The 15,318-nt window shown below is 28.2% G+C and carries 12 protein-coding genes and 3 pseudogenes; 8 read left to right on the forward strand and 7 right to left on the reverse strand.

Going from position 1 to position 15,318, the window contains the following annotated elements:
- Positions 1–17: 17 nt before the first annotated feature.
- The 6 genes and pseudogenes from EPJ72_RS13755 to EPJ72_RS06755 form a co-directional block, all read right to left on the reverse strand.
- Positions 18–1,157, reverse strand: a pseudogene (locus tag EPJ72_RS13755) (cyclic nucleotide-binding domain-containing protein).
- Between the two features lie 77 nt (positions 1,158–1,234).
- Positions 1,235–2,518, reverse strand: a complete 1,284-nt coding sequence (locus EPJ72_RS06735; protein WP_147731434.1) for a lipopolysaccharide biosynthesis protein — start codon at positions 2,516–2,518, stop codon at positions 1,235–1,237.
- Between the two features lie 30 nt (positions 2,519–2,548).
- Positions 2,549–4,177 (reverse strand): GldG family protein, encoded by a 1,629-nt coding sequence (locus tag EPJ72_RS06740; protein ID WP_147731435.1) that lies wholly within the window; start codon positions 4,175–4,177, stop codon positions 2,549–2,551.
- 99 nt (positions 4,178–4,276) lie between these two features.
- A protein-coding gene (gene prfB / locus EPJ72_RS06745) for a peptide chain release factor 2 (protein WP_199749270.1) occupies positions 4,277–5,381 on the reverse strand; the annotation gives its coding sequence in 2 pieces (ribosomal slippage) (positions 4,277–5,308 and positions 5,310–5,381; 1,104 coding nt in all).
- A 22-nt stretch (positions 5,382–5,403) separates the two neighbouring features.
- Complete coding sequence (gene galK / locus EPJ72_RS06750; protein ID WP_147731436.1) at positions 5,404–6,582, reverse strand: galactokinase; 1,179 nt, start codon at positions 6,580–6,582, stop codon at positions 5,404–5,406.
- Between the two features lie 179 nt (positions 6,583–6,761).
- A complete protein-coding gene (locus EPJ72_RS06755) occupies positions 6,762–9,410 on the reverse strand; it encodes a calcium-translocating P-type ATPase, PMCA-type (protein WP_147731437.1) in 2,649 nt (882 codons plus the stop codon).
- A gap of 356 nt (positions 9,411–9,766) precedes the next feature.
- Between EPJ72_RS06755 and EPJ72_RS06760 the strand changes: the two genes are divergently transcribed.
- From EPJ72_RS06760 to EPJ72_RS06785, 6 genes are all read left to right on the forward strand, one after another.
- The gene (locus EPJ72_RS06760) at positions 9,767–10,429 is read left to right on the forward strand and encodes an L-fuculose-phosphate aldolase (protein WP_147731438.1); all 663 of its coding nucleotides are present in this window, start codon (positions 9,767–9,769) and stop codon (positions 10,427–10,429) included.
- A 145-nt stretch (positions 10,430–10,574) separates the two neighbouring features.
- Positions 10,575–11,348, forward strand: coding sequence for a CAP domain-containing protein (locus tag EPJ72_RS06765; RefSeq protein WP_147731439.1), 774 nt, complete (start codon positions 10,575–10,577; stop codon positions 11,346–11,348).
- Positions 11,349–11,367: 19 nt separating this feature from the next.
- Positions 11,368–11,778: an ExbD/TolR family protein gene (locus EPJ72_RS06770; RefSeq protein ID WP_147731440.1), complete on the forward strand. Its 411-nt coding sequence runs from the start codon at positions 11,368–11,370 to the stop codon at positions 11,776–11,778.
- A gap of 32 nt (positions 11,779–11,810) precedes the next feature.
- Complete coding sequence (gene yedF, locus EPJ72_RS06775) at positions 11,811–12,383, forward strand: sulfurtransferase-like selenium metabolism protein YedF (protein ID WP_147731441.1); 573 nt, start codon at positions 11,811–11,813, stop codon at positions 12,381–12,383.
- A gap of 6 nt (positions 12,384–12,389) precedes the next feature.
- Positions 12,390–13,505: an aminotransferase class V-fold PLP-dependent enzyme gene (locus tag EPJ72_RS06780; RefSeq protein ID WP_147731442.1), complete on the forward strand. Its 1,116-nt coding sequence runs from the start codon at positions 12,390–12,392 to the stop codon at positions 13,503–13,505.
- Positions 13,506–13,516: 11 nt separating this feature from the next.
- Positions 13,517–13,735: a putative Se/S carrier-like protein gene (locus EPJ72_RS06785; RefSeq protein ID WP_147731443.1), complete on the forward strand. Its 219-nt coding sequence runs from the start codon at positions 13,517–13,519 to the stop codon at positions 13,733–13,735.
- Between the two features lie 310 nt (positions 13,736–14,045).
- Here the strand turns inward: EPJ72_RS06785 and EPJ72_RS06790 are convergent.
- Positions 14,046–14,450 (reverse strand): annotated as a pseudogene (locus EPJ72_RS06790) (cation:proton antiporter domain-containing protein); the annotation flags it as partial.
- A 220-nt stretch (positions 14,451–14,670) separates the two neighbouring features.
- Here EPJ72_RS06790 and EPJ72_RS06800 point away from each other — a divergent pair.
- Positions 14,671–14,787, forward strand: a pseudogene (locus tag EPJ72_RS06800) (HAD hydrolase family protein); the annotation flags it as partial.
- Between the two features lie 114 nt (positions 14,788–14,901).
- Complete coding sequence (locus tag EPJ72_RS06805) at positions 14,902–15,309, forward strand: hypothetical protein (protein WP_147731445.1); 408 nt, start codon at positions 14,902–14,904, stop codon at positions 15,307–15,309.
- Positions 15,310–15,318: the final 9 nt, after the last annotated feature.

Consider the following 15,318-nt stretch of genomic DNA (forward strand, 5'->3'; position numbering starts at 1 on the left):
TATTCTTCATAAAACTCTTATGTATCTTTTACCATAATATGTCCGTCATCCATTATAGAAACAGACTTTATTTTTTTCAACTCTGCTTCTTTATTAGCATCAGCTGTAAGGCCAACCATAGAACAAAGATCATTAAAATTGTATGGGAATATTATTTGTTTTGAGTTTTTGAATATTAATTCATATTTAATTAAAGCTTCTAATATAATTACAAACTTGCTGACATTATTATTAGCATTAAAAGATTTTATTCTAGATATTGTAATATAAACTCTCATACTCATAACTTTTATAAGATAGAGTCTTATACTATTATCTCTTAATACCAATTCCATAAACTCTTCTTTTTTAGCAAGCTGTATAACAGAATCCTGCAACACTATTGCTGTAGTAAAAAGAGGTCTAATATCGCTTTTAGGGGCATATCCATTAAGTATTTCATTATTTACGCATACTCTTCTTGTAACTTGTCTGGAATTAAATATATTATATACGCCAACTTTTCCATATCTAATAATATATATGTAATAATTATACTGAAACTCTGTATATAAAAAATATCCCTTTTTAAACTTATAAACATTATTATCTATATATTCAGGCTCTTCTATCGTTCCTAAAGTATCTATTTTATTTCTAATAACTCCGACATCTTCAGCATTAGGATTTAATTCCAAATATTTAGCATATATTTTTGATGCTGCATCAGTATAGCCATTCTCTTAATAAATATTAGCCATACTTATCATATCTATTCTATTTTTATCAGTATAATAATTATAGCCTGTATTAACTTTATTCAAAAAATAATAATATCTATTAATCCATCTCTCCAAATTAAGAAGCAAATATTCATAAACTTTATTTATTATATTAGCATTTTCAATCTTTTCTATCTCATAAACATTCATTTCCAAAACTTCAACATCTTCTATTGCCTTAATTATTGATGTATAAGGTTCATTTATAACAGCATTAAATAAGCCTATTATTTCATCTTCTTTATATTCTATAGTATAATCATCTGCAAAATAGTTATATGCTAAAACTTTGCCTTTGATAATTATATAGAATTTATATTTAGGATCTTGCCCATCTATAAATATTGTTGATGATTTTGGAAATTTAATTGTCTTGTTAGTCTTCTTATTCATAATACAAACCCATTATTAAAACTTGATAGTTTAATTTTAATAAAAATAATAACTATGTCAATAGTATTTATGTATTTTTCTTAAAAATTAATTTTTTTATTAGATTTTAATATTATTCTATGCATTAATATGATTAAAATATTGTATATTAATAATGTTATAAAAAATACTTTCATTACAAACATAAAATTTTCAAAAGTTCTAAGTCCATTTCTTAAAGAAAAATACACATAAGCAAATATAATTAAGTATCCGTAAAAAGGTGCAAATAATTTATATGCAAGTCCGTAGTTAAACGTAATAACAGTAAACCCTAAAGAAAAACCAAATATTGCAGCCTGCGGGATTAATGGAATAATAGCTTCATATCTATTTGTAAACTGTATCAATACAACTTGTTTAGCAAATATAATTAAAAATGCTGACAAACAAATAGAAGCAAATACAAAAAGTGATATAGAATAATAAAGTATCTTTTTTTCTTTATTTGTATTATTGTCTTTTTTAGAAATTAATATATAAGAGAACATCACTGAAGCTATTGGTGTGCCTATATAAAAAAACATTTTTATTATTAATGATATTGTAGAATAGTAGCCTGCACTTGTTTTATCTAAATATCTGTTAGCCATTAATACATCGCTTAATGATATCCAATTAAATATAAAATTTATTATAACAATATTTATTATATAAGTTAAAAATACATATAAGTTTTGTTTAGAGAAATATGTATTTATTTTTTTTAGGGAAATAAAATATGGAAGATTAAGCTTTTTTAGTTCTATCAAATTAATAATTAAATATAAAATACAAAATAAAGTTACAGATATAATAGCTTTTTCTAATGTAAGAGACGTTATAATAAAATATGCCAAAAGTAAAATTTTTGCTATAAATATTGCTATTAAACTTGCAATATAATCATAAGCTATATAATTATTAATTTTTAGTATTGATTGCGACACTATAGTTAAAATAGTAGCAAATATTCCAATAGATATTATAAAAAGAGAAGTATAGCTTTTTATATTAAAAAGTATATCAATAAGCGGTATAGATAATATATATAATATAGATATCACAGATGCAATAATATACCCATAAGCCCAATAGACTTTAGCATCTTCATCATCTTTATAATTATGCATTATATAATAACTGAAACTAGATACTGTTAAAACTATTATAGAATATATATTTATGATGCCATTATAATGAGCAAAATCAGATATTGATAAACTTCTATTTACATAAATTGAAGAAACATAATTTAATACACTAGCCAAACCATTTATAAATACTAATAATGCATAATTAATATAATATGAATATTTTTTATATAATTCTTTTATATTATACATATTATATTAACTGTACACCTTTTGTATTTATTATCTTCTTCTTAAGAACCATATAAGAATACCTAATATACCAAACAAACAAGGCAAACCAATTTGAGCAACATATCTTATAAAATTAGTTTGAGTTGTTGTAAGAGTAAGATTTTTAATACTAGCCTCTTTTGGTCTTATAGTTATCTTTTGTCTTGCTTCTAATAGATAAGCGACTGTATTCATAAATAAATCTTTATTACCTGCAAAAGCAACATCCACAGATTGACCTTGCTCAGGATTAATATATGCATTTAGAGCAAAAGTAGCATCTCCAAATACAACAATTCTTGCAGGCACATCTCTTCCCTCAATATCATAAGTTCCAGCAATAGCCAAAGGTACAGGACCAGCAATATCTGTTCTAGGATTAAATCTTGCACGAGATAAATCAAAAGTAGCTTCCTGTTTACCATAGCCTTGAGGAGAAGTAGTAATTATATTCTCAAAACTTCCTCCATACTTGCTTTCTCCAGATAAAATACTTCTTGCCACAACTAAACAAGCAAATACATTACCCTCTTTTAAAGTTTGTGTTATAGGATGAGTAGTATATTGCGGAACTACATTAACAGGTATAACTACGCTTGATACAGGGTCTATTATATAATCATCTTTAGTTTTAAATCCCCAATCAGATAAAAATACATCTAAATTAGAATTAAAATTACTTCTATCCATAAAACTATCATAAAGCACAAGCAATTTTCCGCCTGTTTTTACATAATTATCTAATTTTTCCATTTCAAAATCACTAAAAGTTTCAATAGGAGAAGCTATTACAATTAAAGAAGCATCTGTTGGAATATTTTCTAATATAATATTTAAATCTCTTACTTTATAATTTTCATTTTCCAAATAAGTTTTAACATAAGATAACCCCTCCCCTCCTCTATCTTGTAATTGTCTCTCTCCATGACCAACTGTAAAATACACAACATAAGACTCTTGTTCTAATAAAGTGTATATAGCCTGAGTGAATTTCTCTTCGCCAACAAATAAAGGCTCTGAAGTAACCTTAGATTGAGTAGTTAAATCTTTTCTATATACTCTCACCTGTTTACCTTGATTATAACTAAAAATTATCTCGCCAACCTGAGTCATTTGATATTTACTTTTAGCAGAAGGTTTTTCTATTGGGTTAATATATTCAACTGTAATATGTTTGCTTAATCTTTGATATTGGTCTAATAATAAATCAGAACGCCAATCAGCAGAAGTGGGGTCTGTACTCGGAGACCTTAAAACAACTATTGATAATGGACTATCTATTCTAGAAATTACATCCATAGTTTGCTGAGAAACTGTGTATGATTTATTTTGTGTTAAATCAAATCTTATTGGAAAGTTTACACTTATAATATAAAGCCCTACTAATATAGCTAAAATTATAAGAAGCGAAAGTATGCCAAAAAAAGCTTTATGAACAAATCTAGTTTTTAATAGAGAGATTATATTATTTTTTTCTATTATAACAGTAATTGTTGTAATTATTAAAGTAATAGCTAATACAATCCAAAAAACAGCAGTAGGTCTTTGTGTAACAGCGTAAAAAAATATCCAAGCGAAAAATAATAGTACCCAAGAAGCAATAGTGGCAATTTTTAAATTAAACTTTTTATTTGACATTGATTTATAAATTCCATTTTTTATTAAGATTTAATTGAAATGTTTTAATAAATTTCAATACTGTTTTTATAATCGTATAACTAAAGAAATACTTTATAATTATTTTTTTATTTGCTGTTTTAGATAAGCAGATATAAACTCATCAATATTTCCGTCCATTACAGAGTTCATATTACCAGTTTCATGCCCCGTTCTCAAATCTTTTACCATCTGATAAGGCTGAAAAACATAACTTCTAATCTGATTACCCCAAGCAATATCAGTTTTTTCACCCGCTATTTTTTGTTTTTCTTTATCAAGTTTTTCTTTTTCTAATTGATAAAGTTTAGCCTTAAGCATTTTCATAGCCATATCTTTATTGTTATGCTGACTTCTCTCAGCCTGACATTGAACAACTATATTTGTAGGTATATGGGTTATCCTTATAGCGGAAGAAGTTTTATTAACGTGCTGACCGCCAGCTCCGGAAGCTCTGTAAGTATCTATTCTCAAATCAGCCTGATTAATTTCAACTTCAATATCTTCATCTATATCCGGCATAACACTCACAGCAACAAAGGAAGTATGTCTCTTAGCATTAGCATCAAAAGGCGATATTCTCACAAGCCTATGCACCCCTATTTCAGAGCGTAAATATCCATAAGCATAAAGCCCCTGCACATAAAAACTTATTTGTTTTATACCAGCCTCATCACCGGGAAGCTCATCAGTAGTCTCAACTGTAAAACCATGCCTCTCACAAAAACGCACATACATTCTTGAAAGCATAGAAGCCCAATCGCAGCTCTCAGTGCCGCCTGCCCCAGCATTTAAAGTTAAATATGCATTCTTGCTGTCAAACTCTCCAGAAAATAGATTCTTAGTCTCTAATTCATTAAAAACCTTTTGAAGTTCAATACATTCAGTTTCTAATTCTTTCTCCATTTCTGTATCATTTGATTCTATCGCCATTTCAACAAGTTCATAAATATTATTAGCATTTTTTATTAAGTTTTCAATAGGCTCTATCTTATCAAGAAGAAGCATTCTCTCTTTCATTACTTTTTGAGCAGCAATATTATCATTCCAAAAATCATCTTTTGAGGATATTTCATCAATCTCTTTTACCCTTTTATATATAGCTTCAGGGTCAAAGATACCCCCTTAAAATTTCAGTCTGCTCTTTAATTTCCAATACAATATTTTTTATTTCAGATAATGTCATAATATTTTCCAATATTTAATTATTATTCTATAGGAAGCATTCTAACGCCATTAGTAGGTTTTACAATATAAACATCAGCATCCCTTCTGGTTTTTTCTTTATAATTAGAATATAAAGCTTCTATTACATTCTCTACTTCAGCTTTCTTAAGTACAATTAAAACTCCGCCGCCAAAACCTGTACCAATCATACGTGCACCAAGAACTCCATCCATCTTTGAAGCTTCCTCTACTAAAATATCTTGCTCTGCAGTAGAAACTTCATACAACTTACTTAAACCCTCATGAGTTTTTGATATTAATGCTGCTAAATCTTTAATAGCACCTTTCTTTATAGCCTTAACAGCCTGATTTACCCTATCTTCCTCAGAAGATACATATAAAGCTCTTCTTTGTTCTTTATTTTGCAATGTTTCCTTAATAAAATCAGCATCTTTTGGCTTTAAATCTGATAAGAATTTAATAGAGGACTTTTTTTCTTTAAGCTTTTTTAAAGCATTATCGCATTCTCTTTTTCTAGCATTATATTCGCTATCACTGGAAGTTCTCTTTTTATTACTATTAACTACAGCTATACAATATTCACCAAAATTTATATCCAAATATTCATAACTCATTTTTAACATATTAAATAATAATAAACTATTTTCTTTTCCTAAAAATATAGTAATGTGATCGCTTAACGAAGTTCTATGAGAAGCGTATTTAATCTCTCCTTCATAAGACAATTTTGCTAATTCTATAATATCAGTTTTATCTAAAGCATTTATATCAAAAATAGCATAAGTCAAACAAGCACATAATGAACTAGATGAAGCTAATGAAGTATTAAAAGGTAAATCTGTATATGCATAAATATCCATACCAGTTATTTTATATTCTCTTTCCAATAATATTGAAAAAACACCCTTGAAATATATAGCCCATTCATCTTCTTTATTCTTTTCTAATTCATTAAAAGTAAATGATTTTTTAGCTTTAAATGAATGACCATAAATATTAATTTTATTATCAGGTCTTTTTCTTACTACTAAATAAGTACCCCTATCAACAGTAGCAGTTATAGTATCACCGCCAGAATAGTCTATAAGTTCACCTATAAAAGTTAGTCTTCCTGGAGCAAAATACAATTTTACTTCGCCTTTTTGTCCAAAGACATCTCTAAATCTTTCTACTAATCTCAAATGTAATTTTGGTATCATATAACCTTCTCAGTTAAATTATTTGTTATTTACATTATAAATTTGAAAAAAGTCAACTACTTTTAACAGATAATATAATCGATAATATTATTAAAATGTTAACATATTTTTATATAATTTTATTCCCTTAAAAATAACATATAAAAACTAAAAAGTCAATTATAAATAGTATTTACACTTTATCTTTTTCCAAAAAACAACTTAGCACATAGTTTAAAAATATCAGATGCTATAATCACCACGAAAGATAAAGCAACTATTTTTATCCAAGTATAAAAGCTTAAAGGTACAGTATTAAAGAAAGCACCCGCAAACTGTGTAGCTAATATCTGTAATACAAAAGTACCAAGCATACTTAAAAGCACTAATTTATTATCAAAAAAATGTTTGAATACACTATCATAACCCAATTCTCTGCTATTAAAAGAATTAAATATTTGAAACATTACAAACATAACAAATAATACAGTAGAAGCCTCATTATCGCTTACATTTAATATATTAAGTTTACTTTGAAGCATAAATAGTATAATCATAACAGTACCCGAATATATAATTTTTCTAAGCATACTTAAAGTAACAATATTAGCATTTCTTTTAATAGGCTTTCTCTTCATTAAGTTACTTCTAATAGGTTCAAGTCCTAAAGCAATAGCAGGAGGTCCGTCCATAATAATATTTATCCATAATAACTGTATAGCTGTAAATGGAGATTTAAATCCTGTTAAAGTAGAGAGCAGCACAACTACAACAGAAGCAAAGTTAACAGTAAGCTGAAACTGTATAAATCTTTGGAAATTGTCATATATACCGCGTCCCCATTGAACTGCTTTAACTATTGTAGCAAATGAGTCATCAAGAAGCACTATATCACTAGCCTCTTTTGATACCTCTGTACCTGTTATACCCATAGCAACACCAACATCAGCATTTTTTATAGCAGGAGCATCATTTATACCATCACCAGTAACTGCAACAACATTTCCCATCTCTTTTATAGCATTAACAACACGCATTTTTACTGTAGGAGTGCTTCTTGCTATTACTGATATTTTACTTAAATTCTGTTTTAATGTGCTATCGTCCATAGCATCTATGTCTTTTGCCTCAAGAACTATGCTGTTTTCATCAAGTATTTTTAATTCTCTTGCAATAGCCCTTGCTGTAACTATATTATCTCCTGTAAGCATTTTTATGTTTATACCAGCACTTCTACACTGTTCAACAGCATCATAAACCTCTTTTCTAACAGGGTCAGATATAGCAACAAATCCGTCATATATCATATCGCTTTCAAGTTTTTCTCTTATGTTCTCTACATTATCATCAACTTTTTTATGAGCAAATGCTATAACCCTCTTTGCCTCCTCCTGAAACTTCTCTATAGCCTCTTCTATAGATTTTTTCTCTTCGCTGCTAATATCACACATAGCCATTATTTTTTCAGGGCTTCCCTTTGTAAATACAATGCTTTCACCGTCTATTTTGGCAACTGTAGTCATATTTTTTGTTTCTGATGAGAAAGGATATTCATATATTATTTTCGCACTTTCTCTTATAGTTTTATAATCAAAACCAGATTTTTTAGCCCCCACAAGTAAAGCACATTCTGTAGGGTTACCCAAAAACTTAATTTGTCCATCTTCTTTATAATCAATATCTGCTGTAGAGTTAATAGCAAAGTTATTAATTATATTTTTATCTTTTATATTCTCAGGCTCAACATAAGCACAATTAACAAATAATTGATTTAATGTCATTTTGTTTTCTGTAAGAGTACCTGTTTTATCAGAACAAATCACATTAACGCTTCCTATAGTCTCGCAAGCAACCATCTTCTTAACCAACGCATTTTGTCTAGCCATTTTTATAATATTAATAGATAAAGATACAGCTACTATCGTAGGAAGACCCTCTGGAACAGAAGCTACAATCAATACTATACTAGTAATAAAAGCATCAGATATAGTTTCAAAATTAGCAGTTCCAAGTCTAATATGATTAACTACTTGAATTATAAATACTATCATAGAAGCAGTTATACCAAGTAAGGCTATTTTTTTACCCAATTCTGCTAATTTCTCTTGTAGAGGTGTTGAAGTTCTTTGTGTTTTAGAAAGCTCTCTTGCTATTTTACCAAACTCTGTAGAATCTCCAACTGAAGTAATAACCATTTTGCCATTACCAGTAGTAACAAAAGAACCCGAATAAGCCATATTGATTCTATCTGCCACCGCTGTTTTTTCATCTGTAATTACAGCTTCAGAATCTTTTTCTACAGGAACACTTTCTCCTGTTAAAGCAGATTCATCTATATTAAGCGATACACTCTCAATAAGTCTTCCGTCTGCAGGAAGTTTGTTACCTGTTTCTATAAAAGCAATATCACCAACAAGCAAATCTTTTTGATTTATTATCTCTATATTGCCTTCCCTTATAACTTTTACTCTAATATCTTCATTTATACTATTTAAAGCCTCAAATGCTTTAGCACTTTTTCCTTCCATCACTATTGTAATTGTAATAGATAAACTTATAGCTATAAATATTCCCACACATTCCAAAAAGTCTGCATGCCCGCCATTAAAATATGCTACAGTGTTTACACCTATCGCTATTAATCCTGCAAATATAAGCATGAGTATCATAGGCTCTTTTAATGACTCTAATATTTTTTGAAGCAATGTGGCACTTTTTTCTTTGGTAAAGCTATTAGCACCATACTTCTCTAAACTTAATTTTTGAGCTTCTTTTGTAAGACCTATTTTTGTGTCAACATTAAGCTCTTTGAGAATATCTTCTTTTTTTCCTAAAAAACTATTTATCATAACAACCTCTCATTTATAATAAACTGTAAAAAAAATGCATAAAAAAAGACTCATGCATAAATAAATCATCAAAGTATTTTTTTATTAACTTTAAAAATTTATTTATACCTGAGTCTCATTAATTAAGGCTAGCCAAACTTCTATTATTTGTTGAATTTTTTATTAGAAGTTGCGATTGTTGACTTTGCCACGTAAATATACGTCAATTACTCCCTCTGAGTATGCACATATAATAAACTATAATATATATAATGTCAAGCAAATTAACATTAATTATATATTAAAAAAAATAAAAAAAATGATATAATAATTTTTATATATGATTTTTTACATGTTTTAATTTTTAAGGAGAAAAAATGTCTAATATTAATAGAAAAGATTTAGCTAAAAGCATAATAAATGCTTGTTTAAATATGAGAAAAGATGGCGTTAATCAAGGCACATCTGGAAATATAAGCATAAGATATAAAGACGGTATGCTTATAACTCCTACCAGCATGCCTTATGAGATTATGACTCCTGATGATATTGTTTTTGTAGATGGTAATGGAAATCCGGAAAAAAACAAAAAGCCTTCAAGCGAATGGAGATTTCATTTATCAATTTTAAAAGATAATCCTAAGTTTAATGCTGTAATACATAATCATGCTATTTACTCTTCTATGGTTTCTATATTGAATGTAGATTGTATTCCGGCTATTCATTATATGATAGGCGTTGCGGGCGGAAAGAAAATTCCTTGTGCAGAATATGCTACTTATGGAACTCAAGAGCTATGTGACAATATTTCAAAAGTAATGAAAGGATATAAGGCTTGTATATTAAAAAATCATGGGCTTTTAGCAGCTGATGAAACATTAGAAAAAGCATATAGTGTTATGATAGAAGTAGAAAATTTAGCTAGATTATATATTGGCATTAGAAGTATTGGAGATTATAAAGTTTTATCTGACAGTGAAATGAATATGGTTTTAGCTAAGTTTAATAATTACGGACTTAATGTGGAGTATAAAAAATAAATATTAACTTTTGATGACTATATATAAATATTATAAAACTATTAAAAAATTTTTATTTATATTTATATTTTTTACAAATTATTATAAAATAGCTTTATTATTATATATTTTATTTTTATAAAAAACAAATTGGAGATAAACTACGATGAAAAAAATTAGTTTAGTAATGATTTTTATATTAATATCAGCTTTTGCACTACATGCAGATGTTATCGAAGATGAGGTATTTAGATTAATAAATTTAGAGAGAAGCAAAGTATCTCTTCCTCCTCTTCCAAATAATCAAAGATTACACTCTCTAGCACTTTATCATAGCGATAATATGGCTAAAAATAAGTTCTTCAGCAATACAGATTTAGAAGGTCTTGATTCTAAAGGAAGACAATTAAAATTATACCCAGAGATGGTTGGAAATATTACAGAAAGTTTTACAAAATTAGAAGTAATACCTCTAACTGATAAAAATGCTGCTGCAAGCATTGTTAAAAATTTAATGAATACACCAGACTACAAAAAAGTAATATTATCAAAAGATTTTAATGCTATGGGTGTTGGAGCTTCAAAAAGAGGTGTTGGAGTATATACAACTGTAACTTTAGCAAATATTATAGCTGAGTCTGTTAATTTTAAGCCTGAAGTGAAATATGGTGATGATATTACTGTACAATATAGAATATTAAATAAAGCACCTTTCACAGATTTTAAGATAGCTGTTGAAATGGCTGACCCTAAGGCTAAAATAGTTGGAGATGACGGTAAAACTTATGTAGGCAAAGTGATATATGATGTTACAGATGCAGGCAACACTGTTATAAGCAAAACATTTAAAGCAGAATATGGTAAAGGCGAATATAAAGTTTCATTACTATATAAAGGCGAACATTTCTCAAGCAATACAAGAGTTATAACAGTTCAATAAAAATTAAAGAGAATAAATAATGAAATTTAGACATAGGTTTACAATAAAAAAAGGCATAGATTTAACTCCTATGATGGATATAGTATTTAACTTATTAATATTTTTCATGATAGGAGCTACAATTATGCAAACTCCTCAAATAGAAATTAGTTTACCTAAGTCTACTTCAGCTGTAGGAAAAGAAAAAAATGAAAATATAATAATAACTATATCTAAAGAAGGCAGTATATACGTTAATGAAGAGGCAGTAAACGATATAGACGAGTATCTTAATAATTTAGCAAAAGTTGAAGGAGAATTAGATAAACCTGTGGAGATAAGGTCAGATGAAGATGTTAGAACTCAAGTTTTAATATCTGTAATAGACAGTGTAAAAAATGCTGGTTTTACAAGATTAGCTATAGCAACAGATACTAAAAATAATAATTAGCAAATTTAATATAGTAATAGGAGTATTTATTTATGAAAACTATAGATGCAAGAGGCGTTCCTTGCCCAAAACCTTTGATATTAACTAAAACAGCTTTAACAAATGCTAATATTAATGAAGAGATTGAGGTTCTTATTGATGATGAAGTGGCATTTCACAATATAACCGATTTTCTTAATAATAATAAAATAACATATTCTAATAATGGAATGAATTTTAAAATAATAAAAAACAAAGAATTATCACAAAATGAATCATCAAAAGAAAAATCATCAGGTCCTGTAATAGCTGTAGTGGATAAAAAAGCTATGGGGCAAGGAAATGAGGAACTTGGCGAATTATTGTTAAAAGCATTTTTGGGAGCTTTAAAAGATGCTAGTCCAAAACCTGAAGCTTTATATTGTTATAATGGTGGGGTTTATTTAGGTATTGATGAGCCTTATAAAAGCTTATTACAAGAGCTTAGAGATGCGGGGATAAAAATATTTTTCTGCGGAACTTGTGTTAAGTTTTATGAGTTAGAAGGAATAAAAGTAGAAGAGCAAACTAATATGCTTGGTATAATAGAGGCTATGGCTAATGCTTCTGCTGTAATTAGAGCATAATTTTTTATGGAGAAATACTATTATTTTGATAATTCAACAACGAGTTTCCCTAAACCCAAAGAAGTTGCCGAAGATATGAGTAATTTTTTGCTTAATATTGGTGGCACTTATGGAAGGGTAAACACAAAAAGAGGCAAATACACTACAGAAAAGATAGAAGAATGCAGAGAGCTTTTAGCAAATAAGTTTATAGGCACAAAAAAAGATTCTAATATTGTATTTACTTCTGGGGCAACAAGGGCTGTTAATGATATATTAATAGGTTTAGACTTGCATGACACAAAAGTTTTAATTTCATCATTAGAGCATAATGCAGTACTAAGACCTATTTATCATTTACATAAAAACAAAAAAGTTGAATATCAATTAATTCCTTCAAAGGATAACGGAAAAATTGATATTGAAGGTTTATATAAAATAATAAAAAATAATAAAATATCGCTTGCTATAGTGAATATGGAAAGTAATATTAGCGGAGTTATACAGCCTATAAAAGAGATAAAAGAAACACTCAAAGATATTCCCCTACTCGTTGATGCTACGCAATATATAGGTATTGGTGATATATTTGCCGATGATTGGAATATAGACTATTTGGCATTTACTGGTCATAAGGGACTGCTTGGTCCCACTGGTACTGGTGGTTTTTATGTAAAAGAACCTAGCAAACTTAAAGCGTCATATTTTGGCGGGGGCTTTGGGGACGGATTTGAAACTCCTTACAGTGTGCCAGAAATATATGAGGCGGGCACTCCTAATACTGTGGGTACTATAGGGCTTTTGGCTGCATTAAAAAATAGACCTTCATGGAATATAACAATAGATGACATGATAGACACTATGAAAAAAATAGAAAGTTCAAATAAATATAAAGTAATTTGGTCTAGAGATAAATCTTCGCAGGGATTTTTATTTTCAATAGAATGTGATTCTCATATGGCTGAGATTGCTCATAGATTATATGATGATTATAATATAGAGTGCCGATATGGTTTCCATTGTGCAATTTTAGCTCATAATTTTTACAACAATAATAATGGTGCTATAAGATTTTCTTTTTCACCATACACTACAAAAGAAGATTTAAAATATTTAGCTGATGTACTTATAAATAAATTATAGGATTTTGATATATGAATAAAAGTTTTTGTTATTTAAAAACACCAAGAGATTTAATAAAGGCAGAGAAAATATTAGCAGATGCCGGTATTGAAGTAATTGTGCGTCCTGCACCAGAGCCTATATTTGGTGTTTGCAATATGGCTATAGATATAAAAGATAATGACAAAGTATATATAGTTTCTTTACTTGAGGCGGCTGGTTTAGTAGTATTAATAAAAGAAAGTGAATAATATATAAATATAATTTGTTACTTTATTTATTTTATAAAAATTATCAACTTTTTCCCGCAGCACACGGTGTGGACTTCGTCAAAGTTGCAAAAAGTGCACTCTATATGTTGGAATATGTACTAATATAAAATAATATCTGTATTTTTGGATATGCTTAAAAGCTAGTTTTTTAATGCAGCCTTTTTGCTTCTTTGCGGCAGGCCAAAGGCACTCCCTTCGGTCGCAAAAGAAGCGGGGTGCGGGGCAAAGCCCTGCAAATATTTAAAATTAAAAACTAAATTTTGATAAATTTAAAAATTTTTAGTATATACTATTCATGTTCTAATAGCTTTTTGTAAGAAACTTCTATTGTAAAAGCTCCAAGCGGTGCTGTTATTAATATTGCAAGCACTGCTATTACAAGTATAATTTCACCAGAAGCAAAACCTAATGATAAAGGAATAGAGCCTATTGCAGCCTGCACTGTTGCTTTAGGGCAATATGCTATCATAGAAAATATGCGTTCCTTTTTATTAAGTTTAGTTTTTATTAATGATACAAACACCCCTAACATTCTAAATATTAAAACAGCAAATATTAATACAACTCCTAAAACTCCACTCTTTAGAGCATAATTAATATTTACTGCAGCACCCACTAACACAAAAAGAATAATTTCAGCAGCTACCCAAAGTTTTGAGTATTTTAATGAAAGCCTTTTTGATAATTCTTCTTGTCATGGAGCCATAGATATTGTACTTTTACTTGCTATAATATTTTTGATTCTTTCTTTGATTGTAATATACAATAACGAAGAAATCAATCTTTGATTGTTATAAAAATGTGTATATTCTTTTAATTTTTCTCTTAATAATTCTACTGTGATATTTTTATTTAATCGTGAATAAAATTCTCTTTCGTCTATGCCGTGTACTCTTTCTACTACGCCATTGTATCTTGGTGTTGCTATGGATAATGCTAATGAAGGCGTTAAAAAAATAGCAGATTATATTACTGATGATGTTGATAATGACGGCATATTTAATGCTCTAAAACATTTTAATATAATATAATTTTTTTATTTACTCATTTATTTTTATGATTATTTATCCGATAATATAAGTAATAATTTGACTTAATTTTTAAATTTATTATAATATAAAATATAAGTTTAATGGAGTTTTCTTATGACTAAAAAAATATTGCTACTTTTATTTGTTATTTTTATAATATCTATAATGTTTATGAGCTGTAAAAAATTCGATACAACAGCAACAAATGTATCACAAACAGGAAATTATACTAGCATAGACCCTATTTTAGGTCAAGATTATAAATTAAAAGTTGATACAGCTGGAGGAACTAGTATAACTATAGGAATAGCGGATTCTACTGGAAAGACAATAGGAACTCCAGAAACTATAGATAAATTATATCAAGAAACAGGAAGCAGTAATTATAGTTTTCAAAATGGTGTAATGTCCGGCAATTTTAGCATATTATCAGCAGATCAAATAAAAATAAGTTTTGTAAGAAATACTCCTCCATATCTTAGCGTAAGAGATATAATTTGTACTTCTGCTAATAATCCTTAATTTGAAGGA

Source organism: Brachyspira pilosicoli (assembly GCF_008016535.1).
Classification (GTDB): Bacteria; Spirochaetota; Brachyspiria; order Brachyspirales; family Brachyspiraceae; genus Brachyspira; species Brachyspira pilosicoli_A.

Excerpts from the sequence above, each read along its gene's own strand:
- EPJ72_RS06735 (WP_147731434.1), bottom strand. The coding sequence starts at position 2,518 with ATGTATAATATAAAAGAATTATATAAAAAATATTCATATTATATTAAT.
- EPJ72_RS06740 (WP_147731435.1), bottom strand. The coding sequence starts at position 4,177 with ATGTCAAATAAAAAGTTTAATTTAAAAATTGCCACTATTGCTTCTTGG.
- galK (WP_147731436.1), bottom strand. The coding sequence starts at position 6,582 with ATGATACCAAAATTACATTTGAGATTAGTAGAAAGATTTAGAGATGTC.
- EPJ72_RS06755 (WP_147731437.1), bottom strand. The coding sequence starts at position 9,410 with ATGATAAATAGTTTTTTAGGAAAAAAAGAAGATATTCTCAAAGAGCTT.
- EPJ72_RS06760 (WP_147731438.1), top strand. The coding sequence starts at position 9,767 with ATGTCTAATATTAATAGAAAAGATTTAGCTAAAAGCATAATAAATGCT.
- EPJ72_RS06765 (WP_147731439.1), top strand. The coding sequence starts at position 10,575 with ATGAAAAAAATTAGTTTAGTAATGATTTTTATATTAATATCAGCTTTT.
- EPJ72_RS06770 (WP_147731440.1), top strand. The coding sequence starts at position 11,368 with ATGAAATTTAGACATAGGTTTACAATAAAAAAAGGCATAGATTTAACT.
- yedF (WP_147731441.1), top strand. The coding sequence starts at position 11,811 with ATGAAAACTATAGATGCAAGAGGCGTTCCTTGCCCAAAACCTTTGATA.
- EPJ72_RS06780 (WP_147731442.1), top strand. The coding sequence starts at position 12,390 with ATGGAGAAATACTATTATTTTGATAATTCAACAACGAGTTTCCCTAAA.
- EPJ72_RS06785 (WP_147731443.1), top strand. The coding sequence starts at position 13,517 with ATGAATAAAAGTTTTTGTTATTTAAAAACACCAAGAGATTTAATAAAG.
- EPJ72_RS06805 (WP_147731445.1), top strand. The coding sequence starts at position 14,902 with ATGACTAAAAAAATATTGCTACTTTTATTTGTTATTTTTATAATATCT.